The organism is Streptomyces sp. LaPpAH-108 (assembly GCF_000373625.1).
Taxonomy (GTDB): Bacteria; Actinomycetota; Actinomycetes; order Streptomycetales; family Streptomycetaceae; genus Streptomyces.
Genome location: NZ_KB891998.1, coordinates 333348 through 346157 on the forward strand (window position 1 = coordinate 333348; position 12810 = coordinate 346157).

General features: G+C 71.8%; 12 protein-coding genes. 7 read left to right on the top strand and 5 right to left on the bottom strand.

Annotated features, from left to right (window positions below):
* Nucleotides 1-20 precede the first annotated feature (20 nt).
* Both B079_RS0128235 and B079_RS0128240 read left to right on the top strand, forming a co-directional pair.
* Nucleotides 21-413: a YidH family protein gene (locus B079_RS0128235; protein WP_018549209.1), complete on the top strand. Its 393-nt coding sequence runs from the start codon at nucleotides 21-23 to the stop codon at nucleotides 411-413.
* Nucleotides 401-730 (top strand): DUF202 domain-containing protein, encoded by a 330-nt coding sequence (locus B079_RS0128240; RefSeq protein ID WP_018549210.1) that lies wholly within the window; start codon nucleotides 401-403, stop codon nucleotides 728-730. The genes B079_RS0128235 and B079_RS0128240 overlap by 13 nt, the downstream gene beginning before the upstream one ends.
* 16 nt (nucleotides 731-746) lie before the next feature.
* On the opposite strand, the gene B079_RS0128245 is transcribed toward B079_RS0128240, so the two are convergent.
* Nucleotides 747-1679: an NADP-dependent oxidoreductase gene (locus tag B079_RS0128245; RefSeq protein ID WP_018549211.1), complete on the bottom strand. Its 933-nt coding sequence runs from the start codon at nucleotides 1677-1679 to the stop codon at nucleotides 747-749.
* 145 nt (nucleotides 1680-1824) lie between these two features.
* Here B079_RS0128245 and B079_RS0128250 point away from each other — a divergent pair, with 145 nt between their 5' ends.
* The 3 genes from B079_RS0128250 to B079_RS0128260 all read left to right on the top strand — a co-directional run bounded on the left by B079_RS0128250 (nucleotide 1825) and on the right by B079_RS0128260 (nucleotide 4590).
* Nucleotides 1825-2124 carry a hypothetical protein gene (locus B079_RS0128250; RefSeq protein ID WP_018549212.1) on the top strand — a complete coding sequence of 100 codons (300 nt, stop codon included), beginning with the start codon at nucleotides 1825-1827 and terminating at the stop codon, nucleotides 2122-2124.
* A gap of 222 nt (nucleotides 2125-2346) precedes the next feature.
* A complete protein-coding gene (locus B079_RS0128255) occupies nucleotides 2347-3369 on the top strand; it encodes a phosphotransferase family protein (protein ID WP_018549213.1) in 1023 nt (340 codons plus the stop codon).
* 6 nt (nucleotides 3370-3375) lie between these two features.
* Entirely contained in the window at nucleotides 3376-4590 is a 1215-nt protein-coding gene (locus tag B079_RS0128260) for an acyl-CoA dehydrogenase family protein (RefSeq protein ID WP_018549214.1), read from the top strand.
* A 76-nt stretch (nucleotides 4591-4666) separates the two neighbouring features.
* Here the strand turns inward: B079_RS0128260 and B079_RS0128265 are convergent, their stop codons facing one another.
* Nucleotides 4667-5260: a TetR/AcrR family transcriptional regulator gene (locus tag B079_RS0128265; RefSeq protein ID WP_018549215.1), complete on the bottom strand. Its 594-nt coding sequence runs from the start codon at nucleotides 5258-5260 to the stop codon at nucleotides 4667-4669.
* A 142-nt stretch (nucleotides 5261-5402) separates the two neighbouring features.
* Nucleotides 5403-6209: an SDR family oxidoreductase gene (locus B079_RS0128270; RefSeq protein ID WP_051095327.1), complete on the bottom strand. Its 807-nt coding sequence runs from the start codon at nucleotides 6207-6209 to the stop codon at nucleotides 5403-5405.
* A 194-nt stretch (nucleotides 6210-6403) separates the two neighbouring features.
* Between B079_RS0128270 and B079_RS0128275 the strand changes: the two genes are divergently transcribed.
* Nucleotides 6404-7645, top strand: coding sequence for an exo-beta-N-acetylmuramidase NamZ domain-containing protein (locus tag B079_RS0128275; RefSeq protein WP_018549217.1), 1242 nt, complete (start codon nucleotides 6404-6406; stop codon nucleotides 7643-7645).
* 51 nt (nucleotides 7646-7696) lie between these two features.
* Here B079_RS0128275 and B079_RS0128280 read toward each other — a convergent pair whose 3' ends face one another.
* Nucleotides 7697-10489, bottom strand: coding sequence for a penicillin acylase family protein (locus B079_RS0128280; RefSeq protein WP_026249163.1), 2793 nt, complete (start codon nucleotides 10487-10489; stop codon nucleotides 7697-7699).
* A gap of 283 nt (nucleotides 10490-10772) precedes the next feature.
* Here B079_RS0128280 and B079_RS0128285 point away from each other — a divergent pair, with 283 nt between their 5' ends.
* The gene (locus B079_RS0128285; RefSeq protein ID WP_018549219.1) at nucleotides 10773-11375 is read left to right on the top strand and encodes a hypothetical protein; all 603 of its coding nucleotides are present in this window, start codon (nucleotides 10773-10775) and stop codon (nucleotides 11373-11375) included.
* Nucleotides 11376-12250: 875 nt separating this feature from the next.
* Here B079_RS0128285 and soxR read toward each other — a convergent pair.
* Nucleotides 12251-12709 (bottom strand): redox-sensitive transcriptional activator SoxR, encoded by a 459-nt coding sequence (gene soxR / locus B079_RS0128290; protein ID WP_018549220.1) that lies wholly within the window; start codon nucleotides 12707-12709, stop codon nucleotides 12251-12253.
* Between the last annotated feature and the right edge of the window lie 101 nt (nucleotides 12710-12810).

The following is a 12810-nucleotide window of genomic DNA, read 5'->3' on the forward strand; positions in this document are numbered from 1 at the left end:
GCGCCGGTAGGGTCCTTCGCGTGATCGATTTCGCGCGGAACGTCCACCTCTGGTTCGCCCCCGAGCGGGTACGGGACGAGGGCAGCACCCCCGACTACCGGTTCTCCCTCGCCAACGAGCGCACCTTCCTCGCCTGGCTGCGGACCGCGCTCGCGCTGATCGGCGGCGGCTTCGCGGTGGACCAGTTCCTGCCGCACCTGCGCTGGGCCTGGCGCGCCGGACTCGCACTGGCGCTGCTCGCGGCCGGCGTCCTGTGCGCCCTGCGCGCGGTGAACCACTGGGTCCGCTGCGAACGCGCGATGCGACGCGGCGAGGACCTGCCGGTGTCCCGCTTCCCGGTACTGCTGAGCCTGGTGATCGCGGTGGTGGCGGTGGCGATGGTCGTGGTGGTGCTGGCGGGGTGGGCGGGGTGAGCATCGCCCAGTCCGGCCGGGACCGGGGGCTCCAGCCGCAGCGGACCCGCCTTGCCTGGCGGCGTACGACACTGGCGTGCACGGTGGTGGCGGTGCTCGCGCTGCGGGCGGCGCTCCGCGCGGACGAGCCGGTCGCCGCCGCGCTGCTGTGCGCGGTGACCTGCGGACTGTGGCTGGGCTTCCTCCGCATCGCCCACCACCGCATCCGCGTACTGTCGACGACCGACCGCCCCACCGCACTGACCCCGCGTCACGCGACGGCGGCAGCGGTGTGCGCGGCGGCGCTGGCGGTGTGCGCGGCGGCACTGCTGGTGTGAGGCAGTGCTCCCGGTCCTACTCCCCCGGCACCCTCACCACGATCTTCCCCCGCGCATGGTGCCCCGCACTCAGCTTCTGGGCTTCTGCCGTCTCCTCCAGGGGGAACACCTTGTCCACGTGGACGGAGACCACGCCTTGGTCGGCGAGTTGGGAGAGCTTGGTGAGGTCTTCCGCGTCGGGGCGGACGAACCAGTAGCGACCGCCGTATTTGACGACCTCGGGGGAGGCGATGGAGACGAGGCGGCCGTCGGGGGCGAGGAGGTTGGCGGAGATCTTGAGGGTTTCGCCGCCGATGGTGTCGAAGACCGTGTCGACGCCCTCGGGGGCGATTCCGCGGACGCGTTCGGCCAGGCCCTCGCCGTAGGAGACGGGTTCGCCGCCGAGGGAGCGTACGTAGGCGTGGTTGCGTTCGCTCGCGGTGCCGATGACGCGGGCGCCGAGGTGGACGCCGAGCTGGACGGCCAGTGAGCCGACCCCGCCGGCGGCGGCGTGCACGAGAAGGGTCTCGCCGCGTTTGACCCCGAGGACGGTGACCACGCACTGATAGGCGGTCAGCCCGGCCAGCGGCAGCCCCGCGGCCTCCTCGAAGGAGAGGGCGGCGGGCTTGGGAGCCAGGGTGCGCACCGGGGCGGCGACGTACTCCGCGAAGGTGCCGAGGGAGAGGAAGTCCTCGCGGACGTAGCCGATCACCTCGTCCCCCGCCTCGTACTCCGGGGCGGAGGCGCCGGGCCGGACCACGACCCCGCTCATGTCCCAGCCGGTGATCACGGGGAACACGGTCTCCAGGATCGGGTCGAGGTACCCCTCCCGGCACTTCCAGTCCACCGGGTTGACGGCCGCCGCGCGCACCCGGACCAGCACCTGGTCGGGGCCGAGCTTGGGCTCGGGCCGCTCGCCGTACTCCAGCACCTCGGGTCCGCCGTAGCGGCGGTAGCTGATCGCCTTCATGTCCTAGACCTTCCTGGGTACCCGGACGCCACGCAACCCATATGCCGGGATACGCCCCATTCGCGCGTAGCCTGTCCGTCGTCGCCCCCGACACACCCCGACATCCCCCGACATCCCCGATCCCGCCTCCCGAAGGTGAGCCCCCATGACCGACCTTCACCAGGAACACTCCGAGCACGGCGCGCACACCCACGGCCCGGGCTGCGGACACTCCGCCGTACCCCACGGCGACCACGTCGACTACGCGCACGACGGCCATCTGCACCGCGCCCACAGCGGCCACTGGGACGAGTGCGAGCCCGCCGGGCACATCGCGCACCCCGGCCACGACCATGTGCACCACGAGGAGTGCGGGCACGCGCGCGTGGTGCACAACGACCATGTGGACTATCTGCACGACGGCCACCGGCACGCCGAGCACGGGGACCACTACGACGACCACTGAGCCGCCCGCAGACCCCTGGGCCCGCTCAACACCGACGGCCCCTCCGACGCCGCGCCGGAGGGGCCGTCGGCGTACGACCGCGATCCCGGTCCGTACGGCTGTGGTCCCGGTCACTGATCGGACCGGTTCCGGTGAACACACTGGACGACATACCGACCGGTCGGCATCATGAGACGGGTTCCCGTTCGCCCGTTCCTGTTCGTCCGTTCCCAGGAGTGATGTATGAGCGCCGACCACCCGCCCGGACTCGATCCCGACCGGCTGCGCGCGCTGCTCGACCGTGAGCGGCCCGGTCTGGTGACCGGCCCCCTGACCGGCCGGCTGATCGAGGGCGGACGGTCGAACCTCACCTACGCGGTGTCCGACGGCACCTCCAAGTGGGTCGTCCGCCGTCCGCCGCTGGGCCATGTGCTGGCCACCGCGCACGACATGCGCCGCGAGCACCGGGTGATCAGCGCCCTGCACCCGACCGACGTACCGGTCCCCCGTCCGGTGCTGCTGTGCGAGGACGAGGAGGTGCTCGGGGCTCCGTTCTACGTCATGGAGTACGTCGAGGGCACCCCCTACCGCACCGCGGACCAGCTCGCCCCGCTCGGCCCGGAGCGCACCCGGGACGCGGTGCTGTCCCTGGTGGACACCCTGGTCGAGCTGCACGCAGTGGACCCCGCCGAGGTGGGCCTCGCGGACTTCGGCCGCCCCGAGGGTTTCCTGGACCGTCAACTGCGGCGCTGGGGGAAGCAGTTGGACGCCTCCCGCAACCGCGACCTCGCGGGCATCGACGAGTTGCACGCGACGCTCGGCCGCTCACTGCCCGACTCCCCCGCCCCGGCGGTCGTGCACGGCGACTACCGCCTGGACAACGTGCTGATCGGGCAGGACGACCGGATCGAGGCCATCCTCGACTGGGAGATGTCCACGCTCGGTGATCCGCTGACCGACCTGGGCCTGCTGGTGATGTACAGCCAGCCGCTCGGCATGGCCGACTCCCCCGTCTCGACGACCGCCGAGGCGCCGGGCCACCCGGCCCCGCGCGAGCTGATCGAGCGGTACGCGGCACGCTCCGGACGCGACGTCTCGGACGTCAACTGGTACACGGCGTTCGCCTGGTTCAAGCTCGCCGTGATCCTGGAGGGCATCCACTACCGCTACACCCTCGGCCAGACGGTCGGGCGCGGCTTCGACCGCATCGGGGACCTCGTGCCGGTCTTCATCGACCACGGACTGACGACTCTTCAGGAAGGCTGACCGCACATGGACTTCGCGTTCGACGCGCGCACCGAGGAGTTGCGCGGCCGTCTCCTCGCCTTCATGGACGAGTACGTGTACCCGGCCGAGCCGGTCGCCGAGGAGCAGCGCGCGCAGCTGGCCTCGCCGTGGGACACCCCGGCCGTGGTCGAGGAGTTGAAGGCCGAGGCCCGCAGGCAGGGGCTGTGGAACCTGTTCCTGCCCGACGCCGGGTACGGTGCGGGGCTCACCAACCTGCAGTACGCGCCCCTCGCCGAAATCACCGGCCGTTCCCCGCACTTGGCGCCCACCGCGACCAACTGCGCGGCGCCCGACACCGGGAACATGGAGGTGCTGGCGCAGTTCGGCACCGAGGCGCAGAAGAAGCAGTGGCTGGAGCCGCTGCTCGCCGGGGAGATCCGCTCGGCGTTCGCGATGACCGAGCCGGAGGTGGCCTCCTCGGACGCCACCAACATCACCACGCTGATCGAGCGTGACGGCGACGACTACGTCATCACCGGCCGCAAGTGGTACATCTCCGGGGCGATGAACCCGGACTGCCAGATCTTCATCGTGATGGGCAAGACCGACCCGGACGGCGCCGACATCCGCCGCCAGCAGTCCATGGTGCTGGTCCCGCGCGACACCCCGGGCCTCACGGTCAAGCGGGCCATGCAGGTCTTCGGGTACGAGGACCACGCGCACGGCGGCCACGCCGAGGTCGTCTTCGACCAGGTGCGCGTGCCGGTGTCGAACCTGGTCGGCGAGGAGGGCGGCGGCTTCGCCATCGCGCAGGCGCGGCTCGGTCCGGGCCGTATCCACCACTGCATGCGGCTGATCGGCATGGCCGAGCGGGCGATCGAGCTGATGTGCCGCCGGGCGGTGTCCCGTACGGCCTTCGGCAAGGCGCTGGCCCAGCAGGGTGTGGTCCAGAACTGGATCGCGGACGCCCGGGTGACGGTCGAGCAGCTGCGGCTGCTGGTGCTGAAGACGGCCTGGCTGATGGACACCGTCGGCAACAAGGGCGCCCACACCGAGATCCAGGCCATCAAGATCGCCACGCCGCGCGCGGTGGTGGAGATCCTGGACCGCGCGATCCAGCTGCACGGCGCGGGCGGGGTGAGCCAGGACTTCCCGCTGGCCGAGGTGTACGCGAGCGCGCGCACGCTGATGCTGGCGGACGGGCCCGACGAGGTGCACCAGCGGTCGCTGGCGCGGCGGGAGCTGAAGAAGTACCTGTAAGAGGGGCCTGGGGTAAGGGGCGTTCGCCATGGCGGGCGCCCCTTACTCGTGCCGGGTGAGCCGTGTCCCGTACGCCTTACGGCCGCAGCGCGCGCAGCAGCAGGTCCGCCAGGTGGTCGGCGACCTGCTGCGGGGTCAGCGGGCCCTCCGGGCGGTACCAGGTCGACAGATGGTGGACCGAGCCGAAGTGGTAGTCCACGACGAGGTCGGCCGGGGTGGCGGTGGAGAAGACGCCCTCGCGCTGGCCCTCCTCGATGAGGGCGCGGAAGCGTTCGTGGTAGCGGCGGCGCTCGGCGCGGACCTGTTTGTTCTTCTCGGGGCTCAGATGGTGCATGGAGCGGAAGAAGATCGCGGCGTCGTCCAGGTTGTCGATGGTGGTGACCACGACGTCGGCGGCGGCGGCGCGCAGCCGCTTCTCGACCGGCTCGTCCGCGTCCGCGAAGGTGTCCAGGCGTTCCTGCTGGAGGCGCAGTACGCGCGCGTACACCTCGTGCAGGAGGTCGTCCTTGGAGCCGAAGTAGTGGTAGAGCGCGCCCTTGGTGACGCCGGCGGCCTCCACGATCTCCTGGACCGAGGTGCGGTCGTAGCCCTGCTCGGCGAAGAGGCGGGTGGCGGCGTCCAGCAGCCGCCGGGGTACGGGCGTGCCGTCCCCGTCCGTGGTCCTGGGCACTGTCGCCACCTGCCTTTCCGTCGTCGTCGCCGACTGTCGTCGTCCTGGTCGCACGCGTGGGACGCGTGTCCCGCCGGAGGATCTTCCCATTACCGGCCCCGGACGGATGCCCCCGGTTCTCCGTGCGGGCCGGGGCGGGCCGTCAGCGGTTCTCCTCCCAGGTCCGCTGGACGCGGTTCATGCCCGCGAGCCAGCGGTCGGGGGCGGCGGCGCGCGCCTGGTAGTAGTCGGCCACCTCGGGGTGCGGCAGGATCAGGAAGCGGTCCTCGGCGATGCCCTTGAGGAGCGCGTCCGCGACCGCCTCCGGTTCGATGGCGGTGGGCTGGAGCACCAGGTCGCCCGCGCTGCCGGTGGCGGCGAGCATGTCGGTGCGCACGCCCTGCGGGCAGATCGCGTGGACCTGGACGCCCCGGTGGCGGTAGGTGAGCGACAGCCACTCCGCGAAGGCGAGCGCGCCGTGCTTGGTGACGCTGTAGGAGGGGGCGCCGATCATGGTGAGCAGTCCGGCGGCGGAGACGGTGGAGACGAACCGCCCGCTGCCACGCTCCAGCCACTCGGGCAGCAGCGCGTGGGCGGCGCGGACATGGGCCATCACGTTGACGTCCCAGGAGGTCTGCCAGGAGCGCTCGTCCAGCGGTCCTTCGGGCAGGGCGTCCTCGAAGGCGACGCCCGCGTTGGCGCAGTAGACGTCGATGGTGCCGCCGAGGGCGTCGCGCGCCTCCTCGACGACGGCGGAGGCGTCCCCGGGGACGGCGATCGCGCCGATCTCCTCGGCCACCGCCTTGGCCTTGTCCGCGTCCAGGTCGTTGACGGCCACCCGGGCGCCCTCGGCGGCGAACCGGCGGGCCAGCGCGGCCCCGATCCCTCCGCCCGCCCCGGTGACGACGACTGCGGCATCCCGCACAGCTTCCACCCTCGGTCTCCCTCGACACGCGACACGGCTCGACATGGCTCGACACGGCTCGGCGCGGGCCCGTCTCCGGCGCCCCACGCGCCAGACTAACCAGTCGGTATGCCCGGTGGAAGGGAAAACACGGACGGCCGCGGTCCGGCTCGTTCCCTGGGCCGCGCTCCCGCGCTAACGTCCCCGGGGCCACGGCACCCGTACGTCCGCTCGTCCGCCGCGATCACGGAGGTCACCGCATGACGCTGTCCAGACGGAGCCTGCTCACCACCACCGCCACGGCCACGGTCGCCGGGGCGGTTCCCGTTCCGGCGTCGACGGCCGGGGACGCGGGCGGGCTGCGCACGGGGTTCGAGCGGCTGGTCGCCGAGGGATACGCGCCGCTGGCGGGCCGCAAGGTGGGGATCGTCACCAACCCGACCGGGATCACCCGCGACGTCCGGCACATCGTGGACGTGATGCACGCCGACCCGCGCGTGCGCCTCACCGCGGTCTTCGGGCCCGAGCACGGGTTCCGGGGCACCGCGCAGGCGGGCGGCTCCGAGGGCCGCTACGACGACCCGGCGACCGGACTTCCGGTCTACGACACGTACTTGAAGAGCGGCGCCGCTCTGGCCGAGGTGTTCACCGCGTCCGGGGTGGACACGGTCGTCTTCGACATCCAGGACGTGGGCGCCCGCTTCTACACGTACATCTGGACGCTGTACGACTGCATGGAGGCCGCCGCGCTCGCGGGCAAGCGGTTCATGGTCCTGGACCGCCCCAACCCGGTGACCGGCCGTTCCGCCCAAGGTCCGGTGCTGCGCCAGGAGTTCGCGAGTTTCGTCGGACGGCGCCCGATCGCGCAGGCGCACGGGATGACGGCGGCCGAGCTGGCGCTGCTGTTCAACGGGGAGTTCCTGGACAGGCCCGTACCGCTGGAGACGGTGCGGATGACGGGGTGGCGGCGCTCGATGTGGTACGACGCGTGCGGGCTGCCCTGGGTGCCGCCGAGCCCCAACATGCCTACTCCGGAGACCGCGTTGGTGTACTCCGGCACCTGTGTGTTCGAGGGCACGAACCTGTCGGAGGGGCGCGGCACCACCCGGCCCTTCGAACTCCTCGGCGCGGAGGGCATCGACGGCCGCTGGGCCGAGGCGGCGAACCGACTCCGGCTGCCCGGCGTGCGGTTCAGGGAGGCGTACTTCGCGCCCACCTTCTCCAAGTTCGAGGGCAAAACGGTGGGCGGGGTGCAGCTCCATGTGCACGACCGGTCGGCCTACGACCCGGTGCGCACCGGGATCGGGCTGCTGGTGACGGCGCGGCGGGTGTGGAAGGACTTCGCCTGGCGGCCGGACAACTGGATCGACAAGCTGACCGGTTCGGACCGGGTGCGCACGATGATCGACGCGGGCGCCGGGACGGACGAGGTGACCGCCGCGTGGCAGCCGGAGCTGGCGCGGTTCCGGAAGACGCGCGGGACGTATCTGCTCTACCGCTGAGCGACGGCCTCCAAGTCACCTGGTGGAGCGGTGACTTGGAGGCCGCAGGCGTCACCGGTGCGAGGTGTACTCCACGACCTGCTGGAAGGTCGGCCGGTTCTGCCAGCTGATCTTGCCGTGCTTGATGCCGCCGAGGGTGCGCTGGGCGATGGAGTCGGCGCACCACTGGTCCCCGGCCGAGCACTGGTCGTCGCCCGGGTAGACCTGGGCCGCGGTGCGCCCGGCCGCCTGCTTGAGGGTGCTGATCAGCGCGTCCCGGCAGGCGGAGAGGCTGCCGTCGCCGCAGTACGTGCGGGCGAGCGGTCCCTGCACGGGCTCACCGAGGACGGCCCTGATGTCCTTGTCGACATAGCTCCACCAGCCGTACTGGAAGGAGCTTCCGGCGTGCGAGCCGGTCGGGCCGTGTCCGGCCGAAGGCGCCTCGTCCACGGGGAGGTTGGCCGTGAACGCGGTGAACAGGTCGGTGCCGAGGCCGGGTTCGAACTCGGCCTGCACCAGCAGCGGCCACCAGGCGTCCAGGATGCGGATCGCGTCGGCGTCGGCGTACTTCTTCGAACCCGCCGAGGTCTCCGTGCGCTGGGCGCCCGCGCCCACCCACGCCTGGAGCTTGCTCACCGCCGAGGCGGCCGTACTGTCCGTCACCGGCGAGGAGTTGACCACCTTCAGGAGCTTGGGCAGGACGTCCTCGGCGCGCAGGTCGGCGAGGGCGGCCTCGGCCATCGCCTGGACCAGCTTCGTCCGGGTCACCCCACCGGCGGCGGTAAGCACCCGCACCCGGTCCTCCAGGAGGTCGCCCCGGTGCACCGAGCCCTCACCCCAGGGGGCGGCGGCGTAGTCCTTGGCCTGCTTGTTGTTCCAGGAGATGTAGTAGTCCTGGTCGATCGACTGGGGGTGGGCGGAGGCCGGGGTGTAGTCGGCGGTGTTGCCCGCCGGGTTCCAGCCGCGCCACTCGTAGTCGGGGCGGGCCCAGGCCGGGAACTCGCTGTCGACGCCGTCGGCGCGGACCGGGTTGTCGCCGCTGTTGTAGTACGCGGTGTGCCGGGAGTCGGCGTAGAACCAGTTGAACGTGTAGTTGATGTGCTGGGCGGCCTTCTGGAAGTCCTCGGGGCCCTTGACGTAGTCGGGGTCGTTCAGCATCTGGAAGCCGATGATCGAGTCGGCCTCGTGGAGGTAGGAGGAGCGCAGGGTGGTGTAGGCGACCTTCTTGCCGCCGACGGTCGCGCGGTACTGCACGGGGCCGTACTTGGTGCGCCAGACGCGCAGGGTGTACGACCCCGCGGCGGTGCCGTCGGCCACGGTCGGCTTCCAGGCGTTCTTCTGCTCGATCCGCTCCATGGCCGTGCAGGTGCCGTGGTACAGGTAGTGGTAGTCGTCCTGGCACAGTTCGACCGCGTAGCTGTCGATGATGTCCTGGCCCGAGGTGGTCGCGCTCCAGGAGTAGTCCTGGCCCCGGCCGAGTTCGACGTACATGCTCAGGCCCGCGAAGGAGGCGCCGCGCGCGCTGATGCCGGGGCCCTGGATCTCCTGGAGCATCAGCAGCTGCGGGGCGAAGTAGCCGGTCTGCGGGCCGAAGACGGCGACGGGGTGGCCGCTCGCGGTGTGCGCGCCGCTGACGACGAGGGCGTTGGACATGCCGCGCCTGGCCGAGCCGAGGGTGGTCTTCGCGGCCGTGGTGGAGGCGGACTTGGCGCTCGCCGAGCCCGCGCTGCCGGTGCGGTCGTAGACCAGGGGTTCCTGGGTGACCGAGCCGGGGTCGGGCAGGGCCTCGCCCCTGGGGTCGGCGGGGCGGGTGCCGTAGGGGAAGCTCTTGCCGTCGTGGACGGTGAGGACGGCCTCGGGATCGTTGCGCTCGCGGAAGGACTCCCAGACCTTGGTGCCCTCCTCCACGCCGTACTTGGACTGGGCGGCGAGCAGCGAGACGGCGTTGTCGACCTCGCCGCCGCCACCGGAGCCGAACAGGGCGCCGACGACCGAGGCGAGCGCGACCAGGTCGGTGATCTTGAAGTGGTCGATGGTGCCCGCGTTGGTGATGGAGTCCTTGTGGCCGGTGAGGACGTACTCGCCGGGGAAGTAACGGCCGCTGTCGGAGGCGTCGATGTAGGAGTTGATGCCGTCGAGGTAGGCGTTCGCGTCGCCGAGGGCCTGCTGGCCCCGGTCGCCGCCACGGGCCACGGCGCTGTCGATCTGGGCCTGGAGGTCGGCCTCGGTGTAGGGGGCGTCGCGGTAGAACTGCTGCTCAAGGCCCTGGTTGGCCAGGGCGCCGCCCGCGAAGGTGGTCAACTGGCCGCGTCCGACGTGCCGGAACAGGTCCATGAGCCACAGGCGGTCCTGGGCGGCGGCGTATCCGGCGCCGAACTCGGTGCCGTAGCGGGTGGTGCCGGTGATGTGGGGCACGCCGGTCTTCTTGTCGCGCACGATCGTCACGTCGGTGCGTCCGGCGGGCTTCTCGGTGGAGGCGACCTGGTCGGCGGGGACGCCGAACGAGGAGTCGTTGAAGAAGGTGTTGATCTTCGCGTCGGTCAGGCCCTTATAGCCGGTGGCGAGGTTGGCGTAGGGGCCGAGCTGGTCCTCGGCGTGGTCGGGCTGGGTGCCGAAGACCTGGTTGAGCAGGATCTGGGCGAGGGTGGCGTTGCCGTTCTCGCCGGGCGGCAGGATGTCGGAACACTGGCCGCCGCAGTAGTCGTTGGGGGCGGCGGCAGGGGCTCCGGCTGCCGCCGTCTGGGTGAGAGGTGAGAGAAGACCGGCGATCAGAACGCATATGGACGCCGTCTTCAGGAACCCGGAAAGAGTGCGGGGAGTTCTCGCTCTGTCGGACAACGCGTTACGTGGGGTGCGCCGTGCCATGGCAGCTCCTCCCGACTGGGGGTGGGCCGGACGTTACCGGCGGTATCCCCGCGATGGAAGGTGAACATGCGTCAACTTCCGTGCTCTGCCTGGCCGATGGCGCGGCGGGTGGCCCGGGCGGTGCCCCGGGCGGTCAACCCGGGGTGCCTTATGGGAGGGCATCGGAAATCGGATGGAGCCGGATGGACCGGCGGTACGTCTATTCGGCGACGTCGCACGCGATGCCGTACGGCGACGCCGAGGTGACCGACGTGCGACACAGAGGTGACGGAGGTGCAGGGCGATGGCCGGATTCCGAAGTCTGGCGAGACAGGTGCGCGATCCGCGATGCGATCTGGCGCTGCGGCGCTATTCGCTGCGCAAGTGCCTGGAGCGGTTCGCTCCTTACGGGCACCGGGCGACCTGGGACCATCTGTGCTCCCGGGCCGGTTTCGGACCCGAGGACCGCTCCCCGGACCCGGCGCGGCTCGTGGCCGCACTGGTGGAACTGGAGGAGGCACGCGCGGTGTGGCTGGCCTACGAGGCCGAGTTCGCCGAGCGGCGCAGGAAGGAGAAGCACGACGGGCTGCGCAGGCCCGGCAGTGTGGACGACTGGCACCGGATGACCTGGGGCGGCTTCGGCGTCGCCTGGTGCGACGACCCGCGGCTCCATCCCCGTGAGCCCCTGGCCGAAGTACTGCGCCGCCTGATCACCGCGCTCGAACGCGAACCGGGCTCCGTCTGCCCAGTCTGCGCCGCCGAACGCCTCGTCTGGCGCTACGGCCTCGACCACGCCCCGTCCTCCGGCCCGGTCTGCACGGACTGCGGCATCCTGGTCCCCCGCCCGGTCCTGACCCCGAGAGCACTGGCGGCGGCACGACGGGGGCGGCTGCTGATGTCGGCGTGATGGCTCCGCCGGTTCGGGGGTGAGGTGCCTGGGCCGGTGGTGCGGATGCGCCGGGGCGCAAGGCGTGGGGCGCGGGGGCGTGGGGTGCCTCCGCGTGCGGCGCGCTGCCGCGAGTACAGGGGTTCGATACGGCCCCTGTACGCCACCTCACCCGCAACTCGGCCCGCACGGGCACCCGAGCCGGAGGGGCTGAGACTCCGGGGGCGGCGCGGGGGTTGACCGGTACGCAGGGCGGCTGGAAGGGACCGTGCACGAAACGGGCCAGGGGAAGCTGACGCCCCGGCACGGGGTTGCCGTGCCCCCGGTCCACCGAGCGGAGCGGAACCTCGTCCGCACCGGCCGCCGGTGCCGGGGGCGGAGTGGCTGCCGACAGGTGACACCGGAGGCGGGATGCCACCCGGTGCACGGCCCACGGGCCGTCCGGCAGGACCTCGGTTGACCAGCTCTGATCGGACGCCGTGGGGAAGGCAGAGCGGTTGCCGGAGTGCGGCACCGAGGACAGAGGGCACCGGCCCAACCGGCACCGCCTCGGCCAGCCGGTGCCGGGCGAGCGGCGGCGTGACTACGTCAGGCGACACCGGAGGCAGGGATGCCTCCGGCGCCACGGACCGCGCGGCGGCCCAGCCGGGCCTCGGTCAACCGCTTCCGGTCGCGTGCCCGGGCAGGCGGCGGCGCGGTTGCCGGTGTGTGGCGCCCGGAACCGGAGGTGCCGTACGGATCGCGAGGCGGCCGGTGCCCGGCGCTGTCTCGGTCGGCCGGTGCCCGGCGAGTGCAGAGGGCATCGGCGGTGGGAGCGCCACCCGGGGGCGGCGCGCAGCGGCTGTCGGCGGGGGTGCCACCCCGAGCCCGGGTGGCATGTCGCGCCGGTGCTGCCCTCAGCGGCGCTCCCGCATCAGCCGTGAACCCGACTGCTGTTCGCCCAGGGCGTCGTCCGGGTTGGAGAGGACGCAGCTTTTCAGGGAGAGGCAGCCGCAGCCGATGCAGTCGGTGAGGTGGTCGCGGAGGCGATTCAGCTGGGCGATGCGGTCGTCGAGTTCGGTGCGCCAGGCTTCGGAGAGGCGGGCCCAGTCCTCGCGGGTGGGGGTGCGTTCCTCGGGGAGTTCGGCCAGGGCCTCGCGGATCGTGGCCAGCGGGATGCCGACGCGTTGGGCGGCGCGGATGAAGGCGACGCGGCGCAGGGTGTCGCGACCGTAGCGGCGCTGGTTGCCGGAGGTGCGCCTGCTGTGGATCAGGCCCTTGGCCTCGTAGAAGTGCAGTGCGGAGACGGCGGCGCCACTGCGCGCGGACAGCTGGCCGACGGTCAGCTCGTGAATCTTCTCGGGAATCCGGGACACTCCTCAGAGCCTACCGACCCGCCGCGCGGACTCCGTTGACAGGCGCCCTCCACCCGACCATGCTAAGCAGTTGCTTAGATATGCCGGAGTGACGCGAAGCG

What these genes read in the sequence shown, in the direction of transcription:
- B079_RS0128275 (WP_018549217.1), top strand. Translation starts at nt 6,404, where the DNA reads ATGACGCTGTCCAGACGGAGCCTGCTCACCACCACCGCCACGGCCACG.
- B079_RS0128280 (WP_026249163.1), bottom strand. Translation starts at nt 10,489, where the DNA reads ATGGCACGGCGCACCCCACGTAACGCGTTGTCCGACAGAGCGAGAACT.
- B079_RS0128285 (WP_018549219.1), top strand. Translation starts at nt 10,773, where the DNA reads ATGGCCGGATTCCGAAGTCTGGCGAGACAGGTGCGCGATCCGCGATGC.
- B079_RS0128245 (WP_018549211.1), bottom strand. Translation starts at nt 1,679, where the DNA reads ATGAAGGCGATCAGCTACCGCCGCTACGGCGGACCCGAGGTGCTGGAG.
- B079_RS0128255 (WP_018549213.1), top strand. Translation starts at nt 2,347, where the DNA reads ATGAGCGCCGACCACCCGCCCGGACTCGATCCCGACCGGCTGCGCGCG.
- B079_RS0128270 (WP_051095327.1), bottom strand. Translation starts at nt 6,209, where the DNA reads ATGTCGAGCCGTGTCGCGTGTCGAGGGAGACCGAGGGTGGAAGCTGTG.
- B079_RS0128260 (WP_018549214.1), top strand. Translation starts at nt 3,376, where the DNA reads ATGGACTTCGCGTTCGACGCGCGCACCGAGGAGTTGCGCGGCCGTCTC.
- B079_RS0128250 (WP_018549212.1), top strand. Translation starts at nt 1,825, where the DNA reads ATGACCGACCTTCACCAGGAACACTCCGAGCACGGCGCGCACACCCAC.